The sequence below is a fragment of the Mesorhizobium sp. B264B1B genome (assembly GCF_020165765.1).
In the GTDB taxonomy this organism is placed as follows: Bacteria; Pseudomonadota; Alphaproteobacteria; order Rhizobiales; family Rhizobiaceae; genus Mesorhizobium.
Window position 1 is genome coordinate 423,973 of the sequence record NZ_JAIUIS010000001.1, and the last position, 24,662, is coordinate 448,634.

The 24,662-nt window shown below is 63.2% G+C and carries 21 protein-coding genes; 17 read left to right on the forward strand and 4 right to left on the reverse strand.

Annotation, left to right across the window (positions count from 1 at the left end; translation table 11 throughout):
• Window positions 1–34 precede the first annotated feature (34 nt).
• The 5 genes from LB547_RS01975 (at window position 35) to LB547_RS01995 (ending at window position 8,031) form a co-directional block, all read left to right on the forward strand.
• Window positions 35–532 (forward strand): MarR family winged helix-turn-helix transcriptional regulator, encoded by a 498-nt coding sequence (locus tag LB547_RS01975; RefSeq protein ID WP_140517148.1) that lies wholly within the window; start codon window positions 35–37, stop codon window positions 530–532.
• Between the two features lie 259 nt (window positions 533–791).
• On the forward strand, window positions 792–3,575 hold the full coding sequence (locus tag LB547_RS01980; RefSeq protein ID WP_140762787.1) for a valine--tRNA ligase: 2,784 nt from the start codon (window positions 792–794) through the stop codon (window positions 3,573–3,575).
• A gap of 359 nt (window positions 3,576–3,934) precedes the next feature.
• Entirely contained in the window at window positions 3,935–5,164 is a 1,230-nt protein-coding gene (locus tag LB547_RS01985; RefSeq protein WP_140495753.1) for an OmpP1/FadL family transporter, read from the forward strand.
• A gap of 307 nt (window positions 5,165–5,471) precedes the next feature.
• The gene (gene ilvD / locus LB547_RS01990; protein WP_140495754.1) at window positions 5,472–7,196 is read left to right on the forward strand and encodes a dihydroxy-acid dehydratase; all 1,725 of its coding nucleotides are present in this window, start codon (window positions 5,472–5,474) and stop codon (window positions 7,194–7,196) included.
• Entirely contained in the window at window positions 7,183–8,031 is an 849-nt protein-coding gene (locus LB547_RS01995; protein ID WP_140495755.1) for a tetratricopeptide repeat protein, read from the forward strand. The genes ilvD and LB547_RS01995 overlap by 14 nt, the downstream gene beginning before the upstream one ends.
• A 36-nt stretch (window positions 8,032–8,067) precedes the next feature.
• Here the strand turns inward: LB547_RS01995 and LB547_RS02000 are convergent, their stop codons facing one another.
• From LB547_RS02000 to erpA, 4 genes are all read right to left on the reverse strand, one after another.
• Window positions 8,068–8,385 (reverse strand): hypothetical protein, encoded by a 318-nt coding sequence (locus LB547_RS02000; protein ID WP_140517140.1) that lies wholly within the window; start codon window positions 8,383–8,385, stop codon window positions 8,068–8,070.
• 64 nt (window positions 8,386–8,449) lie between these two features.
• A complete protein-coding gene (xth, locus tag LB547_RS02005) occupies window positions 8,450–9,244 on the reverse strand; it encodes an exodeoxyribonuclease III (RefSeq protein WP_140495757.1) in 795 nt (264 codons plus the stop codon).
• Between the two features lie 7 nt (window positions 9,245–9,251).
• Window positions 9,252–9,644, reverse strand: a complete 393-nt coding sequence (locus tag LB547_RS02010; RefSeq protein WP_140495758.1) for a VOC family protein — start codon at window positions 9,642–9,644, stop codon at window positions 9,252–9,254.
• 5 nt (window positions 9,645–9,649) lie between these two features.
• On the reverse strand, window positions 9,650–9,997 hold the full coding sequence (erpA, locus tag LB547_RS02015) for an iron-sulfur cluster insertion protein ErpA (protein WP_140517138.1): 348 nt from the start codon (window positions 9,995–9,997) through the stop codon (window positions 9,650–9,652).
• Between the two features lie 126 nt (window positions 9,998–10,123).
• Between erpA and LB547_RS02020 the strand changes: the two genes are divergently transcribed.
• The 12 genes from LB547_RS02020 (at window position 10,124) to LB547_RS02075 (ending at window position 24,585) form a co-directional block, all read left to right on the forward strand.
• A complete protein-coding gene (locus LB547_RS02020; RefSeq protein WP_140762790.1) occupies window positions 10,124–11,338 on the forward strand; it encodes a deoxyguanosinetriphosphate triphosphohydrolase in 1,215 nt (404 codons plus the stop codon).
• 62 nt (window positions 11,339–11,400) lie between these two features.
• Window positions 11,401–13,158 carry an arginine--tRNA ligase gene (argS, locus tag LB547_RS02025; protein ID WP_140762793.1) on the forward strand — a complete coding sequence of 586 codons (1,758 nt, stop codon included), beginning with the start codon at window positions 11,401–11,403 and terminating at the stop codon, window positions 13,156–13,158.
• A 103-nt stretch (window positions 13,159–13,261) separates the two neighbouring features.
• Entirely contained in the window at window positions 13,262–16,630 is a 3,369-nt protein-coding gene (locus LB547_RS02030) for an SPOR domain-containing protein (RefSeq protein ID WP_140762796.1), read from the forward strand.
• Window positions 16,631–16,755: 125 nt separating this feature from the next.
• A complete protein-coding gene (nagZ, locus tag LB547_RS02035) occupies window positions 16,756–17,775 on the forward strand; it encodes a beta-N-acetylhexosaminidase (RefSeq protein ID WP_140762799.1) in 1,020 nt (339 codons plus the stop codon).
• Window positions 17,776–17,835: 60 nt separating this feature from the next.
• Window positions 17,836–18,639: a segregation and condensation protein A gene (locus tag LB547_RS02040; RefSeq protein ID WP_140564220.1), complete on the forward strand. Its 804-nt coding sequence runs from the start codon at window positions 17,836–17,838 to the stop codon at window positions 18,637–18,639.
• Complete coding sequence (gene scpB / locus LB547_RS02045; RefSeq protein ID WP_140521034.1) at window positions 18,636–19,415, forward strand: SMC-Scp complex subunit ScpB; 780 nt, start codon at window positions 18,636–18,638, stop codon at window positions 19,413–19,415. Before LB547_RS02040 ends, scpB begins: the two co-directional genes overlap by 4 nt.
• Window positions 19,416–19,594: 179 nt before the next feature.
• The gene (locus LB547_RS02050) at window positions 19,595–19,816 is read left to right on the forward strand and encodes a twin-arginine translocase TatA/TatE family subunit (RefSeq protein ID WP_015317533.1); all 222 of its coding nucleotides are present in this window, start codon (window positions 19,595–19,597) and stop codon (window positions 19,814–19,816) included.
• Between the two features lie 86 nt (window positions 19,817–19,902).
• The gene (gene tatB / locus LB547_RS02055) at window positions 19,903–20,637 is read left to right on the forward strand and encodes a Sec-independent protein translocase protein TatB (protein WP_140738579.1); all 735 of its coding nucleotides are present in this window, start codon (window positions 19,903–19,905) and stop codon (window positions 20,635–20,637) included.
• The gene (tatC, locus tag LB547_RS02060) at window positions 20,634–21,497 is read left to right on the forward strand and encodes a twin-arginine translocase subunit TatC (protein WP_140495766.1); all 864 of its coding nucleotides are present in this window, start codon (window positions 20,634–20,636) and stop codon (window positions 21,495–21,497) included. Before tatB ends, tatC begins: the two co-directional genes overlap by 4 nt.
• 375 nt (window positions 21,498–21,872) lie before the next feature.
• Window positions 21,873–23,177, forward strand: a complete 1,305-nt coding sequence (gene serS / locus LB547_RS02065; RefSeq protein WP_140738576.1) for a serine--tRNA ligase — start codon at window positions 21,873–21,875, stop codon at window positions 23,175–23,177.
• Window positions 23,177–23,935: a 5'/3'-nucleotidase SurE gene (surE, locus tag LB547_RS02070; RefSeq protein ID WP_140517122.1), complete on the forward strand. Its 759-nt coding sequence runs from the start codon at window positions 23,177–23,179 to the stop codon at window positions 23,933–23,935. The genes serS and surE overlap by 1 nt, the downstream gene beginning before the upstream one ends.
• Window positions 23,932–24,585 (forward strand): protein-L-isoaspartate(D-aspartate) O-methyltransferase, encoded by a 654-nt coding sequence (locus tag LB547_RS02075; RefSeq protein ID WP_140495769.1) that lies wholly within the window; start codon window positions 23,932–23,934, stop codon window positions 24,583–24,585. The genes surE and LB547_RS02075 overlap by 4 nt, the downstream gene beginning before the upstream one ends.
• The last annotated feature ends 77 nt before the right edge of the window (window positions 24,586–24,662 follow it).

A 24,662-nucleotide genomic window follows, 5' to 3' on the forward strand; every position in this document is an offset into this window, starting at 1 on the left:
CTTGTGTGTAAAATGCACATAATGGAGAGTCGGAGTGCTGTCAATGAAAAGCGTGAAAAATACACATATTGGGAGTCATCAGATTCGTGAACTCCACGGAGCGCTGATCGAGATTGCCAGCCTTATGAACCGGCCTCAGCGCGATGAGCAGATGGTAAAGGAGGCCGGAATTGCGCTCGACCGCGCACTGTTTCCTCTGCTGGTCGGGATAGAGCGGCTTGGGCCGATAGGGATAGTGGACCTCGCCGACCGGGCTGGCCGCGATTACACCACTGTCAGCCGTCAGGTGGCGAAGCTCGAAAGCCTTGGCCTGGCCGTGCGCCGGCAGAGCGAGACAGACCGCCGCGTGAATGAGGCTGTCGTCACGCCAAAGGGCAAGGCGATGACGGACAAGATCGACGCAGCACGAGAGAGAAACGCTCGCGCCGTTTTCGAAAGCTGGGACGCACACGACATCGACGAACTCGTGCGGCTCATGCGCAAGTTCGCCGAAGCTTTGAAAGAAAAACCAGAGGACTCCAGCGCGTCCTGAGACGTCGCACTATTCCTCGTTTCGTACGACCCGAGCTGGCATTTGGGATTGGGCGGCGTAGGCGTGCAATGCCTCTCCGGCTGGAGCCGGTGACAGTGCCGACGCCACCAGGGATTGTCGCATACGGGACAGACACTATCTGAACGGTGATCCTCTTTCTGTTGTGCCGGTTGCCGAGGCGGCCCCTACGGTTGACTCGGTCAAAGCCTTCCGATTTACACCGGACCAGCAAAAATCCGACAGCGCGGACCATTTTCCCATGCTTGAAAAGACCTACGACGCCAAAACCGTCGAACCGAAGATTGCCAAGGTGTGGGAAGAGGCCGACGCGTTTCGCGCCGGCGCCGGCGCCGAGGAGGGGGCCGAGGCCTTCACCATCGTCATCCCGCCGCCCAACGTCACCGGCTCGCTGCATATGGGCCACGCGCTCAACAACACGTTGCAGGATATTCTTGTTCGCTTCGAGCGCATGCGCGGCAAGAACGTGCTGTGGCAGCCGGGCATGGACCATGCCGGCATCGCCACGCAGATGGTGGTCGAGCGGCAGTTGATGGAAAAGCAGATCCATCGCCGCGACCTCACCCGTGAACAGTTCATCGAGAAAGTGTGGGAGTGGAAAGCCGAATCCGGGGGCGCGATCCTCAACCAGCTGAAGCGGCTCGGCGCCTCGGCCGACTGGTCGCGCGAACGCTTCACCATGGACGAAGGCCTGTCCAAGGCCGTGCTCGAAGTGTTCGTCACGCTCTACAAGGAAGGCCTGATCTACAAGGACAAGCGCCTTGTGAACTGGGATCCCAAGCTGCTCACCGCGATCTCCGATCTCGAGGTCGAGCAGCAGGAGGTCAACGGCAATCTCTGGCACTTCCGCTATCCCGTCGAAGGCGTGGCTTTCGATCCGGAAAACCCGAAGACCTTCATCATCGTGGCGACGACGCGCCCCGAGACGATGCTGGGCGATACGGCCGTCGCCGTGCATCCGGACGACGAGCGCTTCCGGCACCTGGTCGGCAAGAATGTCGTCCTGCCGATCGTCGGCCGCAAGATTCCCGTGGTGGCGGATGAGTATTCCGACCCCGAGAAGGGCTCTGGCGCGGTCAAGATAACGCCGGCGCATGACTTCAACGACTTCGAGGTCGGCAAGCGCCACAAGCTGCCGGCGATCAATATCCTCACCGTCGAGGCGGCGGTAAACCTCAGGGACAACGAGGATTTCCTCGCCGGGCTCGAGGTGACGCCGGAGCGCCAAGCCGTCTGGGATGAGCTCAACGGCCTTGACCGCTTTGTCGCGCGCAAGAGGATCGTCGAATTGATGGAAGAAGGCGGCTTCCTCGACAAGGTGGAGCCGCATCGCCACGCCGTGCCGCATGGTGATCGCGGCGGCGTGCCGATCGAGCCGTTCCTGACCGAGCAGTGGTATGCAAACGCCGCCGAACTGGCCAAGCCGGCGATCGCCTCGGTGCGCGAGGGGCGTACCAAGATCATACCCGCGAATTGGGAAAAGACGTACTTCCAGTGGATGGAGAACATTGAACCCTGGTGCATCTCGCGCCAGCTTTGGTGGGGCCACCAGATTCCGGCATGGTATGGGCCGGACGGGCGCGTCTTCGTCGAGAAGACGGAGGAAGAGGCGCTGAGTGCCGCGATCGAATATTATCTGGCGCTCGAAGGACCCTGGAAGGCCTGGGTCGAGGACAAGCTCGAGAATTTCCAGCCGGGCGAAATCCTGACCCGTGACGAGGACGTGCTCGATACCTGGTTTTCCTCGGCGCTGTGGCCGTTCTCGACGCTGGGCTGGCCGGATGAGACGCCGGAGCTGAAAACCTACTACCAGACCGACGTGCTGGTGACCGGCTTCGACCTGATCTTCTTCTGGGTCGCGCGCATGATGATGATGGGCCTGCACTTCATGGACGAGGAGCCGTTCCACACCGTCTACATGCACGCGCTGGTGCGCGACAAGAACGGGCAGAAGATGTCGAAGTCGAAAGGCAATGTCGTCGACCCGCTCGACCTCATCGACGAATATGGCGCCGACGCGCTGCGCTTCACGCTGACGGTGATGGCGGCGCAGGGGCGTGACGTGAAGCTCGACCCGGCGCGCATTGCCGGCTACCGCAATTTCGGCACCAAGCTTTGGAACGCGACGCGCTTCGCCGAGATGAACGAAGTCGCGCGCAACGACGATTTCTGGCTGAACGACGCCAAGCTGGCGGTCAACCGCTGGATCCTGACCGAGCTGACGCGCGCCGCGCGAGAGGTCACGGACGGCATCACCTCATATCGCTTCAACGAGGCGGCGGGGGCGGCCTACCGCTTCGTCTGGAACCTGTTCTGCGACTGGTATCTGGAGCTGCTGAAGCCGGTGTTCATGGGCACGGACGAGGCGGCCAAGACCGAAAGCCGCGCCTGCGTCGCCTTCGTGCTCGACGAAATCTACAAGCTCCTGCATCCGATGATGCCGTTCATGACCGAGGAACTTTGGGCGCAGACCGCGGGCGAGGGCAAGGAGCGCGCTTCGCTGCTTTGCCATGCCGCGTGGCCGTCGCCGGATTTCGAGGACGCTGAAGCGGCCGCCGACATCAACTGGCTGGTTGATCTCGTCTCCGGCATTCGTTCCGTGCGTTCGGAAATGAACGTGCCGCCGGCAGCCATCGCGCCGCTGATGGTGATCGGAGCCAACACGCTTACCCGCGAACGGCTGGGGCGCCACGCCGCCGCGATCAAGCGGCTGGCGCGCGTCGGCGACATCTCGCAGGTTGACGCCGCACCCAAGGGCTCGGCGCAGATCGTGCTCAACGAGGCAACGGTCTGCCTGCCGCTCGGCAGCCTGATCGATCTCGCCGCCGAGGCCGCGCGCTTGCAGAAAGAACTGGCCAAGGTGACCGAGGAGATCGCACGCCTGCACAAGAAGCTGTCGAACGAAAGATTCGTCGCCAGCGCGCCGGCCGAGATCGTGGAAGCCGAGCGTGAAAAGCTGGCCGAATACCGCGAGGCGCAGGGCAAGCTTTCGGTGGCGCTGGCCAGGGTTCGCGAAGCGGGTTGAGGGCAGATTCGGGAGACTTTAGGGCCCTCTAAAATGGGGTGGCTTTTTGCCTCGAAACCGGCATTCCGCAGCGTTAATGTTGACGTAAACGGAAGTTTTCGCCCCATTGTTGCCATAATGTAACAATGGGGCATTCGACTGCTCAAAACTGATTATTTTTGGCCTTTTTGGCCGATTTTCTCCCGTTTTTCTGAGTGAGACACGCCCGGCGAACCGTTTTTCTGCCTCGCTGCGCTGGTCTGCATTTTGTCCGGAATGCGTCCGGTGGACATGTACATGTACGCCCCAAGAATTCGTTGTTGCACCGTTAACCCGAATTGGTTCTAGCTGGATGCACTGACTATTCGGGGAGGACATCCATGAACAATCTGCGTTTGAAAGCACTGCTGGGGGCAGGGTGCTTTTCGCTGGCTTTGCTGGGGACGGCAATGAGCTCGGCACATGCCGGCGGCCTGGAACGTGGCGGCTACGATATCGACCTGCTGTTTGATCCGGCGCCGTTCGCGACGGACGCGGAAGCGACCTATGTGATGCCGGACCGTAAGTACGAGAATGCGCGTGGTCCCGGCGGAGCCAATCTCGGCCTTGGTACCTCGGCCGACGGAGCCGAGGGCTATTGGGTACCGCGCATAGGAATGAAGGCCCAGGTTGTGCAGGGCGTCGACTGCATGGTCGATTATTCGCAGCCTTGGGGCGCGCATACCGCACCAGGTATGTGGAACGGAGCGCTTTCTAACGTCGAGACTGATATCAAGAGCAACAATTACGCCGGCACCTGTTCCTACAAGTTTGATGCTGGCAAGGGCCAGCTCCGCTTTATCGGCGGGTTGTTCTATCAGGACATTTCAGGCTTCAAGGAAAGCTTGGTCGGTTTTACTCCCCTCGGACAACCGCTGCTTGGTCGTGTCGATCTGGAGGCTAACGGTTGGGGCTGGCGCGCCGGCGTTGCCTACGAAATCCCTGATATCGCGCTCCGCGCCAGCTTGGTCTACAATTCGAAGGTCAAGCTAGACAACATTTCGGGCACACTCACCTTACCAGCTATTCTTGGAGGTTCTCGGCCGATCTATGGCGCAGAGGAGTCGATGCCCGATTCGCTGGAACTGAAACTGCAGTCCGGTATTGCGCCTGACTGGCTGGCCTTCGGCTCAATCAAGTGGGTCAACTGGAGCGTGCTGCAGAGCGTTCCGATCTGTCCAACAATTGCGCCTGGGGCGGCTTGCTTCACGAACGGCCCGGGTCAGGTGACGTCGCTCGACCTGATGTATCGTGACGGCTGGACCGTTTCAGGTGGTATCGGCCACAAGTTCAATGATCAATGGAGTGCCGCCGGTCAATTGACCTGGGATCGTGGCACCTCGCATGGCTATGGTGCGCAGACCGATACGTGGACCCTGGGCGGCGGCGTCGCCTATACGCCGCAGCCCAACATCGAAGTGCGGCTCGCTGGAGCGGTCGGCGTTTTGACCAGCGGCCACTCGGGGACATTGGCTGGTGAGAACGGCTATGTTGCAGGCGAGGATGCCAGCTATGATTTCGGGAATGATCTGATCACGGCGATCTCTGGTGGTGTGAAGATCAAGTTCTAAGTCTCTGTAAAATCAAATGAAAGGCCGGGCAATGCCCGGCCTTTTTCGTTCCGGGGCTGTGGCCGAGCCTGTCGGCCCCAGGGCTGCGTTGCAGATAAACCGCACCAGCTCCGCCTCGTGTCGTTGTGATGTTTTGGCAACACTTTCTGAACAACCCCTGCGCTAGAAGTCAGGCCGACGAAATTGCCCATTTCCCGCCATAAACCCGGCGCACCTCGATCTTGTCTCGGGACACGCGCCAAAAGGCTCGGCGATGGGAGCAGGCCGCACCGCCCTCTTGCGAGGAAGATGTGGGGCAAGGAAGAGTATGGACGCCAAAGTCATCTCCAAGGCTAAGCTCCCCAGCCGCTATGTGACCGTCGGTCCGGCGCGTGCGCCGCATCGCTCCTATCTCTATGCCATGGGCCTGTCGGCGGCCGAGATCGCACAGCCGCTGGTCGGCGTCGCCTCCTGCTGGAACGAAGCGGCGCCCTGCAACATTTCGCTGATGCGCCAGGCGCAAGTGGTCAAGAAGGGCGTCGCGGCCGCCAACGGCACGCCGCGCGAATTCTGCACCATCACCGTCACCGACGGCATCGCCATGGGCCACCAGGGCATGAAGTCGTCGCTGGTGTCGCGCGAGGTCATCGCCGATTCGGTCGAGCTCACCATGCGCGGCCATTGCTACGACGCGCTGGTCGGGCTCGCCGGCTGCGACAAGTCGCTGCCCGGCATGATGATGGCCATGGTGCGGCTCAACGTGCCGTCGATCTTCATCTATGGCGGCTCAATCCTGCCCGGCAGCTACCGCGGCCGCCAGATCACCGTGCAGGATGTGTTCGAAGCGGTCGGCCAGCACTCGGTCGGCACGATCGGCGATGCCGAACTGCTTGAAATCGAGCAGGCCGCCTGTCCCTCGGCCGGCTCCTGCGGCGCCCAGTTCACCGCCAACACGATGGCGACCGTGGCCGAGGCGATCGGTCTGGCACTGCCCTATTCCTGCGGCGCGCCGGCGCCTTATGAAATGCGCGATCGTTTCAACTTCGCCTCCGGCGAAAAGATCATGGAACTGATCGCCAGGAACATCCGGCCGCGCGACATCGTCACGCTGAAAGCACTGGAGAACGCGGCGACGGTGGTTTCGGCCACCGGCGGCTCGACCAATGCGGCGCTGCATTTGCCGGCCATAGCGCATGAGGCCGGCATCAAGTTCGACCTGTTCGATGTCGCCCGGATTTTCGAGAAGACGCCATACATCGCCGACCTCAAGCCCGGCGGCAAATATGTCGCCAAGGACATGTTCGAGGCCGGCGGCATTCCGCTGTTGATGAAGACGCTGCTCGACCACGGCTACCTGCATGGCGATTGCCTGACGGTCACTGGCCGCACTTTGGCCGAAAATATGGAGCATATTGCCTGGAATGAACACCAGGATGTGGTCCGCCCGGCCGACAGACCTATTACCCAAACCGGCGGTGTCGTGGGCTTGAAGGGAAACCTTGCCCCCGAAGGCGCGATCGTGAAGGTCGCGGGCATGACGGAGTTGAAGTTCTCCGGCCCGGCGCGCTGCTTCGATTCGGAAGAGGAATGTTTCGAAGCGGTGACGCATCGCAACTACCGGGAAGGCGAAGTTCTCGTCATCCGCTACGAAGGGCCGCGCGGCGGACCGGGCATGCGCGAGATGCTGTCGACGACGGCGGCACTCTACGGCCAGGGCATGGGTGGCAAGGTGGCGCTGATCACAGACGGCCGTTTCTCGGGCGCGACGCGCGGCTTCTGCATCGGCCATGTCGGGCCGGAGGCAGCCGTTGGCGGTCCGATCGGCCTCATCCGGGACGGCGATGTGATCTCTATAGATGCCGTGAACGGCACGATCGATGTGGCGTTGTCCGATAGGGAACTGGCTGCGAGGGCAAAGAGTTGGAAGGCGCGCACGACCGACTATCAGTCCGGCGCGATATGGAAATACGCACAGACGGTAGGTTCCGCCCGCGACGGCGCAGTCACCCATCCGGGCGGTGCGAAAGAAACACACTGCTATGCGGACATCTGAGTTGTTGAAGTCAACACCAGAGTTGTTGAGGTCGTCTGTCCTTCCGGCACTGGTCGCGTTAGCGATCTTTGGCGCCGTCGGCCAGGCCATGGCCTTCGACGACAAGGTGTTCGACGACAAGACCGGCGTGAAGCCGCAGTCGAGCCCCTGGGCGGTGTTCCAGTTCGGTTTCTCCGCCTACAAGAACGGCCACAAGGAACAGGCCGCGGAGGCCTATAAATACGCCGCCGAGAACGGCCAGATCGGCGCTACCTGGAAGCTTGCCCGCATGTATGCCGAGGGTGACGGCGTGGCGCGCGACGATTACGAGGCGTTCAAGTTCTTCTCGGAGATCGTCGATCAGGACGTCGAGCCCGGCTCACCGGAAGAAAGCTACGTTTCCGACGCGCTGGTGGCGCTGGGCGACTATTTGCGCAAGGGCATTCCCGGCAGCCCGGTGACCGAGAACGAAGTGGCGGCCCAGGAATATTACATGCGCGCCGCCGCCAACTACCGCAACCCGAATGCCCAGTTCGAGATGGGGCAGATGTTCCTGAAGGGCGAGGGCGGCGTGAAGGCCAGCGTCAAGCAGGCCGGGCGCTGGTTCCAGCTCGCCGCCGAAAAAGGCCATGCCGGCGCGCAGGCGACGCTTGGCCATCTGTTGTTCCAGAGCGGCAAGATCGTGCGCGGCCTGGCGATGATGACGGCAGCACTCGAACGTGCGGCGCCCGCCGACCAGCCCTGGATCCGCGGCATGCAGGAGGAGGCCTTTGCCGCCGCCGGCGAAGCCGACCGCCGCACAGCGATCTCGCTCGCTGACGACATCCTGACCAAGGGCAACAGCGCCGATCAGTAAGGATGATCTCCCCACGAGGAGATCGCTAATCCGACATTAATTCTCGGTCGGCTCCGCCGGCACCATGCTGGGAGCCGGCGCCGAGATCGGCGTCATCCGCCGGTGCGGCGCCAGCGTGTCTTGCGGGCAGCTGTCCCCGACTTTCGTCCATGAGGTGTTGTTGAGCACCATTTCGCAGCGGGCGAGGTGGCTCTTGTCGGCGATCGTCAGACAGGCGACCTGGCCGACCGGGTAGGATTTTCCATTGGCAAGACATTCCTCGGCGGCGAAAGCCGCCGCAGGGACGGCGACAGCGAATGCCAGGCCGATCGGACAAAGGACAAGTCGTATGGTCATGGGAACCCCAGCCGCCATGATGATCTCCCATCATGCGCCTGATTGTGGCGATACGAGGTCCAGCGCGGGCTCGGGGTCTCCCTCAGGCCGGCAGCAAATCGAGATCGATGGCCACCGGCACGTGGTCGGACGGTTTTTCCCAGGCGCGCACATGCTTTTCGATCGAGGCCGATGAAAACCGGTTGGCGGCCTCCGGCGACAGCAGCAGGTGGTCGATGCGGATGCCGTTGTTCTTCTGCCAGGCGCCGGCCTGGTAGTCCCAGAAGGTGAAGGTGTCGCCCGCATCGGTGACCGAACGCACTGCTTCGGTGAAGCCGAGATTCTTCAGCCTGCGGAACGCCTGCCGCGTCTGCGGCTGGAACAGCGCATCATTCAGCCAGTTCTCCGGGAACTTCGCGTCGACAGGTTCGGGAATGACGTTGTAGTCACCGGCCAGCACCAGGGCTTCCTCCAGCCTCAGCCGCTCCTCGGCCCAGCGCTCCAGCCGTGCCATCCAGGACAGCTTGTAGGAGAATTTCCTCTCGTCATCGATCGGATTGCCGTTCGGCAGATAGAGCGAGGCGACACGCAGCGCGCCCTTGTCGGTCGAGAACACACCTTCGATGAAGCGCGCGTGCTCGTCGGCGTCGTCGCCGGGCAGACCTCTGATGACCTCGTCGAAGCGCAATTTCGACAGCAGGGCGACGCCATTGAAACCCTTCTGGCCGTGGGTTTCCACATTGTAGCCAAGCGCCTCGATCTCGGCGCGCGGGAACTGCTCGTCGACCGTCTTGATCTCCTGCAGGCAGACGATGTCGGGGGCGCTTTCGGTCAGCCAATGGGTGAGATTGCCGATGCGGGCGCGAATGCCGTTGATGTTCCAGGTGACGATCTTCATGGCGGCCTCAATGTTCTTCCGGGGCAAGACGTTCGACCAGGCCGATCGTATTGCCTGCGGGATCCTTTAGAAAGGCCATCCACTCGCTTTCCCCCGCCGGACCGAACTGGCCCTCGGTGTCGCGATGAACAAGCGTTGGAGGCGCGGTGAAGGGAACGCCCGCAGCTTTCGCGCCGGCGTGGAAATCCTCGAGACCTGATATGTCGAGATAGACGGTTCCGGCCGGAATGCCGTCGGTGAACAGCAGCCGCACGCTGCCGGCCATGATAAAGGCGATGCCCGGCGGATCGTAACGCACATGCACGCTCATCCCGAGCACGTCGCACCAGAAGGCCAGGGTCGCGTCGAGGTCTCGCCCGGCCGAGAGCGCGACCTGACGAACCGCGCCAATGGCAGGCATTGTTCCTAAATGGAGAAGCTTGTGCCGCAGCCGCAGGAGGCGACCGCATTCGGGTTGCGGATCTGGAACGACTGGCCCATCAGGTCGTCGACGAAATCAATCACCGACCCGCCCATATAGACCAGCGACAGATCATCGATCAGAACCGTGGCGCCGTCCTTCTCGATGGCGACATCGTCGTCGTTGCGCGCGTCGACCAGATCGAACTTGTAGGAAAAGCCGGAGCAGCCGCCGCCTTCGACGGAAACGCGCAACGCCGTCTTGCCGGCCTCGTCCGACACAATCTTGGCGATCCGCCTTGCGGCGGCATCGGTCATCTCGACATTCATGGCGGTCTTGGCATCCGCGCCCATGGGCGTCACCTTGCTTTCGGTTTCACATGATAGGTATGAAGCGCGAAGGGCCAAGTCAACCGGCCAAGTCAACCGGCCATAGTCTGGCGGCCAAAGTCAGGCGGCCAAAGTCAGGCGGCATCGACCATGACCAACGAGTTGGGCGACATCGGATTCGGCTATAGGCCCCGCGCGATTTATGCCAGCGATCCGGCGCGCTCGCGCGGGCGCCTGTTCGAAGAGGTCGAAAGCCCGACCCGTACGCCGTTCCAGCGCGACCGCGACCGCATCATCCATTCCACCGCGTTCCGCCGGCTGAAACACAAGACGCAGGTCTTCATCGCCCATGAAGGCGATCATTACCGCACCCGGCTGACCCATTCGATCGAGGTGGCGCAGATCGCACGCGCTCTGGCGCGGGCGCTGCGCGGCGACGAGGATCTGGGCGAAGCGGTGGCGCTGGTGCATGATTTCGGCCACACGCCCTTCGGCCACACCGGCGAGGACGCCCTCAACGAGAAGATGGCTGATTGGGGCGGCTTCGACCACAACGCGCAATCGCTGCGCATCGTGACAAGGCTGGAAGCGCGCTATGCCGAGTTTGACGGACTGAACCTGACCTGGGAAACGTTGGAAGGCCTGGTCAAGCACAATGGTCCGCTGACCGATGCCAACGGCAAGGGCCTGAAGGGTCCGGTGCCGCAGGCGATCCGCGACTATTCGGAACTGCACGACCTCGAGCTCGACCGGTTCGCCGGCATAGAGGCGCAGTGTGCTGCGATCGCCGACGATATCGCCTACAACACGCACGACATCGACGACGGCCTGAGGGCGGGGCTGCTGACGCTGGACATGCTGAAGGCCGTCTCGCTGCCGGGGACCATCCTGGAGGGGGTGCGCGCGCGCTATCCCAATCTCGACGAGGTGCGCACCGGCCACGAGCTGATGCGGCGCCAGATCACCGCCATGGTCGAGGACGTGATCAGGTCGACCACCGCCAACCTGGAACGCACCGGGCCGCGGAGCGCCGATGCGGTGAGGGCGGCGGGCGAGACGATGGTGACCTTTTCCGCCGAAATGGCCGTCGCAGAGAAAGAGCTGAAGGCCTTTCTCTACAAGCACCTCTACCGACACAAGGAAGTCATGCGCGTGCGCGCCGATGCGGAGCGGATCGTCAGGGACCTGTTCGACGTCTATTTCGCCGACCCGCGCGCTATGCCGGACGGCTGGCGCGAGGGGCTCGACCGGGCCGAGGATCGCATCAAGGCGCGCAGCGTGGCCGACTTCCTGGCGGGGATGACCGACACCTACGCGCTGAAGGAACACCGGCGTTTGTTTGACGATACGCCGGATTTGAGCTAGGGCGGGCTCGATTTTGCCGGCCAACAAGCCGGATTCCCTGCAAAGCCGCCAGAGTCATACCCATGAACATCTTCGCCGACTTCACCGCGCGAATCATAAAAGCCGTCGAGACGCTTGATCTGAAAGACAATGACGGCGTTTCGCCCGACCTGTCGCGCATCGCCGTCGAGCCGCCGCGCGATGCCAGCCATGGCGACCTCGCGACCAATGCGGCGATGGTGCTGGCCAAGCCCACCGGCCAGAGCCCGCGGGCGCTGGCTGAGCGCCTGGCGCTCGCGCTGCGGGACGACAAGGATATCGCGGCCGCCGAGGTTGCTGGCCCGGGCTTCGTCAATTTGCGGCTCAAGGACGGTTTCTGGCAGGCACATCTCACGACGCTTCTGGGCGAGGGCCGCAATTACGGCCGCTCCAGCATCGGCGGCGGCAGGAAGGCCAATGTCGAATATGTATCGGCCAACCCGACGGGGCCAATGCATGTCGGCCATTGCCGTGGCGCCGTCGTTGGCGATGCGCTTGCCAATCTGATGGCCTTTGCCGGTTACGACGTGACCAAGGAATATGTCATCAACGACGCCGGCTCGCAGATCGACGTTCTCGGCCGCTCGGTGATGCTGCGTTATCGCGAGGCGCTTGGCGACGAGGTCGGCGAGATTCCGGCCGGGCTCTATCCAGGCGACTATCTGGTCCCGGTCGGGCAGGCGCTGGCCAAGGAGTTCGGCCGGTCCTTGCTGCAGATGCCGGACGAAGAGGCGCTCGCCATCGTCAAGGACCGCACCATCGACGCGATGATGGCGATGATCCGCGAGGATCTGGCGCTGCTCAACGTGCATCATGACGTGTTCTTCTCCGAGCGCACGCTGCACGCCGACAATGCCAGGAAGATCCGCTCGGCGATCAACGACCTGACGCTGAAGGGCCATATCTACAAGGGCAAGCTGCCGCCGCCCAAGGGCGAGAGGCCGGACGACTGGGAAGATCGCGAACAGACCCTGTTCCGTTCGACGGCGGTCGGCGACGACATGGACCGGGCGCTGGTCAAGTCGGATGGTTCGTTCACCTATTTCGCCGCCGACGTCGCCTATCTCAAGGACAAGGTCGATCGCGGCTTCGTCGAACTGATCTACGTGCTCGGCGCCGATCATGGCGGCTACGTCAAGCGGCTGGAAGCGCTGGCGCGGGCGATCGCCGGCGACGAGGTGAAGCTCACGGTTCTTCTGTGCAACCTGGTAAAGCTGTTTCGCGATGGCGAGCCGGTGCGCATGTCCAAGCGGTCCGGCGATTTCGTGACGCTGCGCGAGGTTGTGGAGGAAGTCGGCCGCGACCCCATCCGCTTCATGATGCTCTATCGCAAGAACGATGCGCCGCTCGATTTCGACTTCGCCAAGGTGACCGAGCAGTCCAAGGACAATCCGGTGTTCTATGTGCAGTACGCTTCGGCGCGCTGCCATTCGGTATTCCGGCAGGCGAGCGAGCAGTTGGGAGAGGCCAATTTCGATCGCAACAGTCTGGCGGCTGCCGTGGCGTTGCTGACCGACGAAGGCGAGATCGGCCTGATCAGGAAACTCGCTGAATATCCACGGTTGATCGAGTCGGCGGCACTTGCGCTCGAGCCGCATCGGCTGGCATTCTACCTCTACGATCTGGCCTCAAGCTTCCACGGGCACTGGAACCGCGGCACCGATAATCCGGACTTACGTTTTGTTAAGGTTAACAACCGACAATTGACGCATGCCAGACTAGGGCTGGTGCAGGCTGTTTCGGATGTCTTGACGTCCGGCCTGACGCTGATCGGCGCCGCGGCGCCCACCGAAATGCGTTAGGTTTGACTAAAAAACCTGTCACCTTTTGCCCACATTGCGCTGGTAAGGGCCAACCCTGCGCGACGTCCATGGCGTCCGAATGAGTGCGAGTTCGGGAACAATAATGGCAGACAGAACCCAGCTGAGAATAGCCGACAACAACGACATCGCCAACGATGATCCGTTCGCGGAACTGACCAGGATCATGGGGTTCGACCCGCGCCAGCCGGTCAAGCCACAGGCGCCCGCCCAACCGAAAGCCGCCGCTGATCAGCAGGCGCAGGAGGTCGATTTCGACATCGATCTCGAAAAGGAGTTGATGGGCGACTTCGACTTTGCCGAAGGCAACGCCGCGACGGTCGCCGATGTTGATGAGCCGGCGTTCGACGCCGCCGCTACCGACGGCATGGATGACGAACTCGCCATGGCGTTCGACGACATGCAGCTCGACGATGAGCATGGTGCCGACGACGCTGTTGCCGAGGCCGCGCCAACCGTCGATGCCGCTTTCGATACGGATTTCGACGATGCGGTAGCCAGCTCTCTCGATGGCGTTTCGCCGCTCGATGACGATCTGCCCATGGCGGACGAGCTTGCGGCATCGCTCGATCAGGACTTCCGGCTTGATGACGCGACCGATGCGGCCGAGCCCGCCTTGGCCGCCGAAGTGGCGGAGCCTGTCGCGGAGCCTACCGTCGACCATGAATTCGACGATGGTTTTGCCCTTTCGCTCGAAGACGAACTGATGCTCGATGGTCACGTGGCGGAGCAGCAGCCTGAAGCGGCCGCGGCTCCGGTCGAGCCTCCCGTCGAGGCGGCGCTGAACGCGAACCATGCGGTTTCCGAAGAGGATTTTGGCGATCGCTTTGATGACGCCACGGCTTTCGACGACGGGCTGGCGGATATCGATTTCGATCTGGCTGCCGATCACTCGGTCGCGACCGATGCGCCCGTGGCTGCGGAGACGGATGCGCTTGACGCGCATGACGTGACCGCCGAGACGGCAGATGCGCACGAAATGGAGGACGTGTTCGCCGAGGCGACGGATGCGGAAGGCGAGGCGGCAGACCTGGCCGCCGATGAGCCGCTGGACGATGCTTTCGAGCAGGATTTCAACGACGCGCTTGCCGAAGCGACGGACGAGCCGGCCGCTGAGCCTGTGGCTGCCCCCGTTCATCCGGCCGCCCCGGCTATGGCCGAACCGGTGCATGCCGCCGCCGACGAGCGTAGCCTTGAAGACGAGTTGAACGCGCTGTTGGGCGCCATGAGCGCGCGCCCGGCGCCGGTGGCCAAGGAGGAGGTCGCGGTTCAGCAGCCTGTCGCCGCGACCGCGAAACCCGACGAAGAACCGACGGCCGGTGACCTCGACTGGAACCTGGACGAACCTGCGGCGACGCAGCAGCATCAGGCGGTCTCGACCGCTGACGTCGATCTTGACGATCTCATGCTCGATGAGCTTCAGGACCAGAACCTCGGCGCGCATGCCACTGTCTCTGAAGACGATGATTTCGAAGCGGAACTCGCCGCAAGCATCGACCTGGCTGAAGGAATCGACCGGGATGAAGACCTCGCCGCGGATTCCGCCGCGCCGGAAACTTTCCGCGACGATCCCCTCGATTGGCTGACGACGCAGTCCACTCCGCCCGAGCCGGCCCGCTCGTGGAGCCGGGTTACGCCGGTCCCGCAGCCGCAACAGGCGAGTTTTACCGCCCAGCCGATGGCTTCGGCGGCCCCCATGGCGGCGCCGGCTGCCGCGATCCCGACCTATCGTGCGGCCGAGCCTGCCGCTTATGCGGCGCCGGCCGCCGCGCAGCGCGAGCAGTCCGCGTTCGATGACGAGATGCCTGACGTCGAGACCGTCGATGTGCCGGAGCGCGTCGTGGCGCTTCAGGATGATCTCGACATTCCGGAATTGCACTTCGAAGAGGACGAGCCGGCCGCGCCCGGCTACGACGATCTCGACGCCGAATTCTCCAATCTGCTGACCGAGATGAATACAGTGGATGTCGCTGCGGCTCCCGCAAACGCCAGCGCGCCCTATGCCGACGACTCCTACAATCCCGGCTTCAAGTCGGGATACGATGCCTTTGAACAGGGCTATGAGGCTCTCAAGCCGGGCTATGAGACGCTCAAGCCGGGCTATGAGGGGCTCAAGCCGGGCTATCAGCCCGAGGCGCGCACCTACGCGGCACGGCCAGCGGAAATGTCTGCCCGCGCGACAGCGCCGGCGGGTTATGCCGACGCCACCAATGGCTTCGACGTCGACGACTTGCCCGGCAGCCAGCCGGTTTCACAGGCCGACGATTTTGCCGTCGACGAGCTCGACTACGATCCCGAGCTGGACGAGGCGATGTCGGTTCCTGGTCTCGCCGAACGCGAGGCCGGCGGGTCGCCGCGCAGGCGCGGCCTGCTCATCGCCGCCATTGTCGGTGCAGTCGTTGTCACCGGAGGCCTCGGCGCCTTCGCGCTGTCTCCGGGCGGCCAGGGCAGCGGTGACGCCCCGGTCCTGGTCAAGGCGGACAATGCACCGATCAAGGTCAAGCCGGAAAACCCGGGCGGCGCCGTGGTGCCGAACCAGGACAACAAGGTCTATGACGCGGTCGCCAAGGGCGCCAAGCCCGCCGAGCCGGTCCAGCAGAAGCTCGTCACCAATGTCGAGGAACCGGTCGATGTGGCGGCGAAAGATCCGGCTCGCGCCGTCGATCTCTCGCCCGACCAGACCGCAGCCGACGCGACCGACGGCGACGGCGGCGATGCTCCAACCGCCGTTGCGGCGCCAGCCGATAACGCCGCGCCCGCAGCCAAGTCCGAGGACCGCATCGCGCAGGTCCTCCAGGATGCCGACAAGGGAACGAATCCCGACGTCGTCGCCGTGGCGCCGCGCAAGGTTAGGACCATGGTGGTCAAATCGGACGGGTCGCTGGTGCCGCGTGAGGATCCGGCGCCCGCCGCACCGAAAGTGGCTGCCGTGGAGCCGGTCGATCCGGCGCCGCAACATGTCGCGCCGTCGGCTCAGGCTGATGCTGACCAGACCGGCACGGTGGCGCCGGACGCCGCGCAGGCGGCCGATGAGCCAGCCCTGAAACCGGTGGCCGAGCCCAAGGCGGAAGCCAAGGCCCAGTCGGCCAACACGCCGGCCAAGGTCCCGGTCGCGCCGCAGCGCCCGTCCGACCAGCCGGTCGACGTGGTCGGCGAGGTCAAGCCCGATCAAGTTGCCTCCATCAGTCCCGCGGCGCCCTCGACCGGCGGCGGTTCGTGGTCGATGCAGATCGCCTCGCAGCCGACGGTCGAAAGCGCGCAGTCGACCTATCAGGATCTGCAGCGTCGCTATGGTGGCGTGCTTTCCGGCCGCACCGCCAACATCGTCAAGGCGGAGATCGCCGGCAAGGGGACTTTCTACCGCGTCCGCGTGCCCGCGCAGTCGCGCAACGATGCTATCAATCTGTGCACCAGCTACAAGGCTGCCGGCGGCAACTGCTTCGTGTCGAGGTAGTCATTCACCTCCCGTGTCGGAGGAGAGCAGTTTGAAAACCGGCGCGGCCTCAACGCCGCGCCGTTTTCTTTTTGCACTTTTCGACGTGATTCCCTTTGGCCGCGGAAGATTCTAGACTCGTCGGCATGACCGAATCAAAATCCATGATCCTCGGCTGTGCCGGGAAATCGCTCACCCGCGAAGAAATCAGTTTCTATCGCAATGAATGCCCGTGGGCCTTCATCCTGTTTGCCCGCAACATCAGCGAGACCGAGCAGATCCGCGATCTGGTCGCCGAGATGCGCGACTGCATCGGACGGCCGGACGCGCTGGTGTTCATCGACCAGGAGGGCGGCAGAGTGCAGCGGCTGCGGCCGCCTCTGGCGCCGAACTATCCAGCCGGCGGCGCGCTCGGTGCGCTGTGGCGCGACGACCATGACGCCGGAGCCCGCGCCGCCTGGCTGATGGCGCGGTTGCACGCTTTCGACCTTCTGCGCTACGGCATCACGGCGGATTGCCTGCCGGTGCTCGACGTGCCGATCGAAGGGGCGAGCGACGTCATCGGCGCGCGCGCCTATGGCAAGGAGCCGCGCCCGGTCATCGAACTCGGTCGCGCCGCGGCGGAAGGCCTGATGTCTGGCGGCGTGCTGCCGGTCATGAAGCATATTCCCGGCCATGGCCGGGCTTTCGCGGACACGCATTTCGAACTGCCTGTCGTCGACGCTTCGATAGGCGAGCTGCAGCGGCACGATTTTGCGCCGTTCAGGGAACTCAACCACCTGCCGATGGCCATGACCGCGCATGTCGTCTACAGCGCGATCGATCCGAAAAACCCGGCAACCACCTCCGGCAAGGTCATCGACGAGATCATTCGCCGCGAGATCGGCTTCGATGGGCTGCTGATGAGCGACGACACCTCGATGAAGGCACTTTCTGGGGATTTCCCGACAAAGGCGGCCTCGATCCTTGCGGCCGGCTGCGATCTGGTCCTTCACTGCAACGGCGTTTTCGAGGAGATGGCGGGCATCGCATCGCGAACCAAAGGGCTTGAGGGCAAGTCGCTTGAGCGCGCAAACCGGGCAATGACCTATATAGAAAAACGCGACGCGGCTGAAGAAACCGAGATACGCGCCGAATTCGCCACCTATTTCGATGCGGTGGCCTGACAGAGGGAAGAACGGGACGTGGCGGAAGCATTGGAAAGCAAGGCCGGGAAGGCCGCACCGATGGACCGCCTGTGGGCCGAAAGCGATGATACCCGGCTGACCGGCGATCCGTCGCTGGTCGTCGACGTCGCAGGATTCGAAGGCCCGCTCGATCTTCTGCTGCATCTTGCCCGCAACCAGAAGGTCGATCTCGCGCGCATTTCCATCCTGGCGCTGGCCGAGCAGTATTTGGCCTTCGTCGAGACGGCGAGGGCACTGAGACTTGAGCTCGCCGCGGACTATCTGGTGATGGCGGCGTGGCTCGCCTTCCTCAAATCGAAGCTTTTGATCCCGAAGCAGCCGGGCGAGGAAGGCGAAAGCGGCGAGGAACTGGCGGCGGTGCTGCAATTCCGGCTCAAGCGGCTGGAAGCCATGCGCGATGCATCGGCGCGGCTGGTCAACCGGAACCGGCTCGGCCGCGACGTGTTCGCGCGCGGCATGCCGGAAATGGTCATCATCGAGAAGCGCAATGCCTATTCGGCGTCGCTCTACGATCTGCTCACCGCCTATGCCCAGCAGCGCCAGAAGCAGGCAATCACCAATGTCACGATCGCCAGGCGCGGCGTCTGGTCGCTCAAGGACGCCCGCGATATCCTGACAAGGCTGATCGGCTCGCTGCAGGACTGGACGGCGCTCGACAGTTTTCTCGTCCGATATCTGTCCAGCCCGGAAGAGCGGCGCACCGCGATCGCCAGCTCGTTCGCGGCGACACTGGAACTCGTGCGCGAGGGCAAGATGGATGTGCGGCAGGACGAGGTGTTCGCGCCGATCTATCTGCGCGACCACCGCGCACCGGCAATCAAGGCAGTCGAGGTGGCATCATGAGCGAACGCGCCAACGCTTCGGTTGTCCCGTTCAAGATGGACAACGAACCGGAGGAGGGCGAGATCGACCAGGCTTCGGTTCAGAATCCGGCCCAGAATCCGGCGCAGAATCCCGCCGAGCGGCTGCATATGGCGGAGGCGGTGCGCATGGCCGAGGCGATCGTTTTCGCCAGTGCCGAGCCCGTCAGCGAAAAGCAGTTGGCCGCGCGCCTTCCCGATGGCATCAACATCGCGCTCGCGATGGCCGAGCTGCAGCAGATCTATGCGCGGCGCGGCGTCAACCTGGTGCGGGTCGGCGATGCCTGGGCGTTTCGCACCGCCGGCGATCTCGCCTTCCTGATGAGCCGCGACACCGTCCAGCAGCGCAAGCTGTCGCGCGCGGCGCTCGAAGTGCTGGCGATCATCGCCTATCACCAGCCGGTGACGCGCGCCGAGATCGAGGACATCAGAGGCGTCGAAACCTCGAAGGGCACGCTGGATACGCTCTTGGAGACGGAATGGGTACGCATGCGCGGCAGGCGCAAAACGCCCGGCCGTCCCGTGACCTATGGCACCACCGAAACCTTCCTCGACCATTTCGCGCTCGAGGAAATCCGCGATCTCCCCGGCATGGAGGAGTTGAAGGGTGCCGGCCTGCTTTCGGGCCGCATGCCTTCGAATTTCTCCATTCCGCAGCCGCCGGCGGACCCGGATGTACTGACCGAGGACGAGGATCCGCTGACGGATATCGATCTCGAGGAACTCGGCCTGCTGACGCCGCGCGTCACGGAAGATTGACCGCAAGCCTCTGTTCCTGGAGGCTTTCCCGGGCTAGATGCGCCGATTGGTAGCGGACCGCATTGCGGAAAATGCGTGACATCCGACACCCTTTCATAAACTCTGTCGCGGTTGTGTTTGAATCCCAACGCGAAAACGCATAGATCATCGCCAGGGAAACCATTCGAGAGAGAGTTGCTATGGGTTCATTTTCGATTTGGCACTGGATGATCGTGCTGGTCATCGTGCTTCTGGTGTTCGGCCGCGGCAAGATACCCGAGCTGATGGGCGACATGGCCAAGGGTATCAAGAGCTTCAAGAAGGGCATGGCCGACGACGACGTTGCCGACGACAAGCGTACCGTCGAACATCGCGCCGACGAAACCGTTTCGGCAGCGAAGGAAAAGGCCAGCAAGAGCTGAGCCAAGGGTTGTTGCTTTTGTGTGTGTCGTTGTCCCAGAACCGCTTCGCACTTTTGGGCGGCATGCATTAGTCGGAACGGATAGCCATGTTTGAAGTCGGCTGGACCGAAATGCTGGTGATCGCGATCGTTATGATCGTGGTCGTCGGGCCGAAGGATTTGCCCAACATGCTGCGCACCTTCGGCCGCACGACGGCGAAGCTGCGTGCCATGGCGGCCGATTTCCAGAAGCAGTTCAACGAGGCGCTGAAGGAAGCGGAGCTCGACGACGTCAAGAAATCGGTCGACGAGCTAAGGGGGCTCAGCCCGGTTGCCGAGATCAGGAAACAGCTCAATCCGTTCGAGCAGGCGGCCGCCGATGTGCGTTCCGGCGTCGACGCGGCGATGAAGCCGAAGCCGGCCGTCGATACGGCAGCGCCCGCCGGCTCGGTATCGCAGGCGGCCGAACCGTTGAAGAACGGCGCGACCACCATGCCGGGGGCCAATGAACCCGATACCGCGCCGGCCGCGCCGATCTTCCCAGTCATGACCGATGAATCGGTGGTGGCGTCCTCAGCGCCGACAGAGCTGGCGCCAAAGACACCTGCGGCAGGGAAAGCGGCCAAGCCCGCCAAGGCTTCGGCGAGCGGCGCGAAAGCTTCCACGCCTGCGAAAGCGGCGACCGCCAAACCCGCGCCAGCACCCAAAGCGCCGGCGAAGCCCGTGGCGGCGTCAAAGGCTGCCAAACCGGCAGCAGCCAAGGCGGCGACGACCAAGGCCGAGGCGAAACCGGCTCCAGCGAAGAAGTCAGTGGCCAAAAAGACGGCGGGAGCCGCCAAGTGAGCGTTTCGGACAAGGAAAAGGACGAGATCGAGAAATCCTCGGCGCCGCTGATGGAGCATCTCATCGAGTTGCGCCGCCGGCTGATCTGGTCGCTCGGCGGCTTCTTCGCCGCGTTCCTGGTCTGCTTTTTCTTCGCCAAGAAGCTGTTCAACCTACTTGTCGTGCCATTCAAATGGGCGACGCAATGGGCGGGGCTCGACCCGCACAAGGTCGAGCTGATCTATACCGCACCGCAGGAATTCTTCTTCACGCAGGTCAAGCTCGCCATGTTCGGCGGCATGGTGATCGCCTTTCCGCTGATCGCCACGCAGATCTACAAGTTCATCGCGCCCGGCCTCTACAAGAACGAACGCAACGCCTTCCTGCCGTTCCTGATCGCGTCGCCAATCCTGTTCCTGATGGGCGCCTCGCTGGTCTATTTCTTCTTCACGCCGATGGTGATGTGGTTTTTCCTCGCCATGCAGCAGTCGGGCACCAACGACCAGGTGCAGATTTCGCTGCTGCCGAAGGTGTCGGAATATCTCAGCCTGATCATGACGCTGATCTTCTCCTTCGGCCTGGTATTCCAACTGCCGGTGGTGACCAGCCTGATGACGCGCGTCGGCATGCTGTCATCCAAGGCGCTGGCCGAGAAGCGCAAATGGGCGATCGTCATCGCCTTCGTCGTCGCGGCGGTGCTGACGCCGCCCGACCCGATGAGCCAGATCGGCCTCGCCATCCCGACCATCCTGCTCTACGAGGTCGCCATCTGGTCGGCGCGGATGATTGAACGCAGCCAGGAGCGCGAGCGCCTGGCGCGGGAGAAGCAGCAATCCGAGGAAGAGGTGGCGGAAAAGCCGGCAGACGCATCCTCCACATAGGGCAGGCGCGTCGCCCCTGCGGGCTGCCGGCCTCGGAATCGGTGCGCGGCCCGGTGCCGATAGGAATTTTTTCTTGACTTGGTGCCCGCCGCTATGGTACATATTCGGTTATGGTGCTGATTTGCGCCAACGACCTGCCGCCGAGGCGGGTTTTTTATTTCTGGACTGTCGCGCTATCCCTCACCACTCGAAAGCGGGCTCGCGGCCCCTGCCGTCAGCAAGCCCGATCTTGCATCGATCAGAGATGCGGTTTACCCCCTCTGGCCTGAAACGCATCGCGAAACCGACGATGCGTTTCAGGCTATATTCTTGAGCATATCGTAGCGCAAACCGCCGCGCGCTTTGGCGGCAAGCTACCGCAGGAGCTTTCAGACCATGCTTGACATCAAATGGATTCGCGACAACCCGAAGGCCCTTGTCGAGGCGCTGGTCAAGCGCTCCTGGTCGGTCGAGGAAGCGCAGTCCACCGTCGATGACCTGATCGCCAGGGACGAGGCGCGGCGCGAACATGTTACCGAGCTGCAGACCAAGCAGGAACGCCGCAACGCCGCCTCGAAAGAGATCGGCAATGCCATGCGTTCGGGCGATGCCGCCCTTGCCGAAAAACTGAAAGCCGAAGTCGGCGAGATAAAAACCTTCATCCAGAACGGCGAGGCGCGCGAGCGCGAGCTCGACAAGGCGCTGAACGACGCGCTGGCGGTGTTGCCCAACGTGCCGTTCGACGATGTGCCGGTCGGCAAGGACGAACATGACAACGTGGTCAAGCATATCGTCGGCAAGGTGCCTACCCGCCCGAACTGGGTGAAGGAGCATTTCGAGATCGGTGAAGCGCTCGGCATGATGGATTTCGAGCGCGCCGCGAAACTTTCCGGCTCGCGCTTCACCGTGCTGAAGAGCGGGCTGGCGCGGATGGAACGCGCCATCGGCCAGTTCATGCTCGACCTGCACACGACCGAGCATGGCTATGAGGAAGTCATCCCGCCGCTGATGGTCAAGGACGATGTTCTTTTCGGCACCAACCAGCTGCCGAAATTCGAGGAGGATCTGTTCTTCACCCCGCATGGGGACGGCAGGCTTGGCCTCATCCCCACCGCCGAAGTGCCGCTGACCAACCTCGTGCGCGAGGAGATCACCGCGCATGAGAAACTGCCGCTGCGCTATACGGCGCTGACGCCGTGCTTCCGCTCGGAGGCCGGCTCGGCAGGGCGCGACACGCGCGGCATGCTGCGCCAGCACCAATTCTACAAGGTCGAGTTGGTGTCGATCACCGATCAGGAGTCGTCGCTCGCCGAGCATGAGCGGATGACCGAGTGTGCCGAGGAAGTGCTGAAGCGGCTCGAATTGCCGTTCCGCACCATGGTGCTGTGCACCGGCGACATGGGTTTTGGCGCGCGAAAAACCTATGACATCGAGGTGTGGCTGCCCGGCCAGAACGCCTATCGCGAGATCTCGTCCTGCTCTGTCTGCGGCGATTTCCAGGCCAGGCGCATGGACGCTCGCTACAAGGACAAGGACGGCAAGGGCAACCGCTTCGTCCATACGCTGAACGGCTCGGGCACCGCTGTCGGGCGCGCACTTATCGCCGTCATCGAAAACTACCAGAACGAGGATGGCAGCGTAACCATTCCTGAAGTGCTGCGGCCTTACATGGGCGGGCTGGAAAAGATCGAATCGAAATAATGCGTATTCTCCTGACCAATGACGACGGCATTCATGCCGAGGGCCTGGCGTCGCTCGAGCGCGTCGCGCGCACATTGTCCGACGATGTCTGGGTGGTGGCGCCGGAGCAGGACCAGTCCGGCTATGCGCACTCGCTGTCGATCTCGGAGCCGCTGCGGCTGAGGAAAATCGGCGAGAAGCACTTTGCCGTGCGCGGCACGCCGACCGACTGCGTCATCATGGGCGTGAAGAAGATCCTGCCCGGCGCGCCCGACCTGATCCTGTCGGGCATCAATTCCGGCGCCAACATCGCTGACGACGTCACCTATTCGGGAACCGTCGCCGGCGCGATGGAGGGCGCGTTGCTCGGCATACGCTCGATCGCGCTCAGCCAGGGCTACAGCACTGTCGGCGAGGACCGCGTCGTTCCCTACGAGACCACCGAGGCGCTGGCGCCGGCGCTGCTCAAGAAACTCGTCGCGACGCCGCTGCCGGACGGCGTGCTGCTCAACGTCAATTTTCCGAACTGCCTGCCTGAAGAGGTCGCCGGCACGGTGGTCACCTCGCAGGGCAAGCTCGTACACAGCCTGTGGGTCGAGGAACGCCGCGACGGGCGCGGGCTGCCGTACTACTGGCTGCGCTTCGGCCGCGAGCCGGTCGAGGGCAAGCAAGGCACCGACCTTTTTGCCCTGCGCAATCGCCTGGTATCGGTGACGCCGTTGCAACTCGACCTCACAGCGCATGAGATACGTGACCAGCTGAGCAAGGCCCTTGCATGAACCTGCCAATCGATGACCGAGAAGGATTTGCCGCCTTCCTGCTGCGCCTGCGCGGCAGGGGGACCGTGCCGAAAGCGCTGATCGCGGCTTTCGAGGCGACGCCGCGGCGCGGCTTCCTGGCCGCCCAGTTCCATTCCATCGCCTGGTCGGACCGCATGCTGCCGATCGAATGCGGCGAAGCGATCGAGGGCGCGGACATGCAGGCGGCGGTGATCGCCGCACTCGCCATCGAAGTCGGGAATCGCGTGCTCGAGATCGGTACCGGCTCCGGTTATACGGCAGCGGTGATGTCGCGCCTGTCAGGCCGGGTTGTCACCATCGACCGCTACAAGACGCTGGTCGAACAGGCGCGGCAGCGCTTCGAGGCGCTCGGCATCGGCAACGTCATCGCGCGCCAGGTGGATGGTTCCTCCGGTTTGGCCGCAGAAGGCCCGTTCGACCGGATCGTCGCCTGGGCCGCCTTCGACAGCCTGCCGCGTTTCCTGCTCGACCAGTTGTCGAGCGGCGGCATCGTGATCGCGCCGATCGGACCGGAGGAGGGCGAGCAGGTGCTGGCCAAGCTCACCAAGGTCGGCAGCCGTTTCGAGCGCGAGGATATCGGCCTCGTGCGCCTGCAGCCGGTATTGCGCAGCCTGGCGGCCGTTATCTAGGGATTGTCCATGTCAGCCGGCCTGCAACGGCGGCTGCGCGTGCCTCTATATGGGCAGTCTGGGCGGCCTCAAATATT

Bases quoted from the DNA above. Each gene is read 5' to 3' on its own strand.
- LB547_RS02030 (WP_140762796.1), top strand. From the start codon at position 13,262: ATGGCAGACAGAACCCAGCTGAGAATAGCCGACAACAACGACATCGCC.
- LB547_RS02010 (WP_140495758.1), bottom strand. From the start codon at position 9,644: ATGCCTGCCATTGGCGCGGTTCGTCAGGTCGCGCTCTCGGCCGGGCGA.
- surE (WP_140517122.1), top strand. From the start codon at position 23,177: ATGCGTATTCTCCTGACCAATGACGACGGCATTCATGCCGAGGGCCTG.
- scpB (WP_140521034.1), top strand. From the start codon at position 18,636: ATGAGCGAACGCGCCAACGCTTCGGTTGTCCCGTTCAAGATGGACAAC.
- LB547_RS02075 (WP_140495769.1), top strand. From the start codon at position 23,932: ATGAACCTGCCAATCGATGACCGAGAAGGATTTGCCGCCTTCCTGCTG.
- LB547_RS01995 (WP_140495755.1), top strand. From the start codon at position 7,183: ATGCGGACATCTGAGTTGTTGAAGTCAACACCAGAGTTGTTGAGGTCG.
- LB547_RS02040 (WP_140564220.1), top strand. From the start codon at position 17,836: ATGGACCGCCTGTGGGCCGAAAGCGATGATACCCGGCTGACCGGCGAT.
- tatB (WP_140738579.1), top strand. From the start codon at position 19,903: ATGTTTGAAGTCGGCTGGACCGAAATGCTGGTGATCGCGATCGTTATG.
- serS (WP_140738576.1), top strand. From the start codon at position 21,873: ATGCTTGACATCAAATGGATTCGCGACAACCCGAAGGCCCTTGTCGAG.
- ilvD (WP_140495754.1), top strand. From the start codon at position 5,472: ATGGACGCCAAAGTCATCTCCAAGGCTAAGCTCCCCAGCCGCTATGTG.
- LB547_RS01985 (WP_140495753.1), top strand. From the start codon at position 3,935: ATGAACAATCTGCGTTTGAAAGCACTGCTGGGGGCAGGGTGCTTTTCG.
- erpA (WP_140517138.1), bottom strand. From the start codon at position 9,997: ATGGGCGCGGATGCCAAGACCGCCATGAATGTCGAGATGACCGATGCC.
- xth (WP_140495757.1), bottom strand. From the start codon at position 9,244: ATGAAGATCGTCACCTGGAACATCAACGGCATTCGCGCCCGCATCGGC.
- nagZ (WP_140762799.1), top strand. From the start codon at position 16,756: ATGACCGAATCAAAATCCATGATCCTCGGCTGTGCCGGGAAATCGCTC.
- LB547_RS02050 (WP_015317533.1), top strand. From the start codon at position 19,595: ATGGGTTCATTTTCGATTTGGCACTGGATGATCGTGCTGGTCATCGTG.
- LB547_RS02000 (WP_140517140.1), bottom strand. From the start codon at position 8,385: ATGGCGGCTGGGGTTCCCATGACCATACGACTTGTCCTTTGTCCGATC.
- argS (WP_140762793.1), top strand. From the start codon at position 11,401: ATGAACATCTTCGCCGACTTCACCGCGCGAATCATAAAAGCCGTCGAG.
- LB547_RS02020 (WP_140762790.1), top strand. From the start codon at position 10,124: ATGACCAACGAGTTGGGCGACATCGGATTCGGCTATAGGCCCCGCGCG.
- LB547_RS01980 (WP_140762787.1), top strand. From the start codon at position 792: ATGCTTGAAAAGACCTACGACGCCAAAACCGTCGAACCGAAGATTGCC.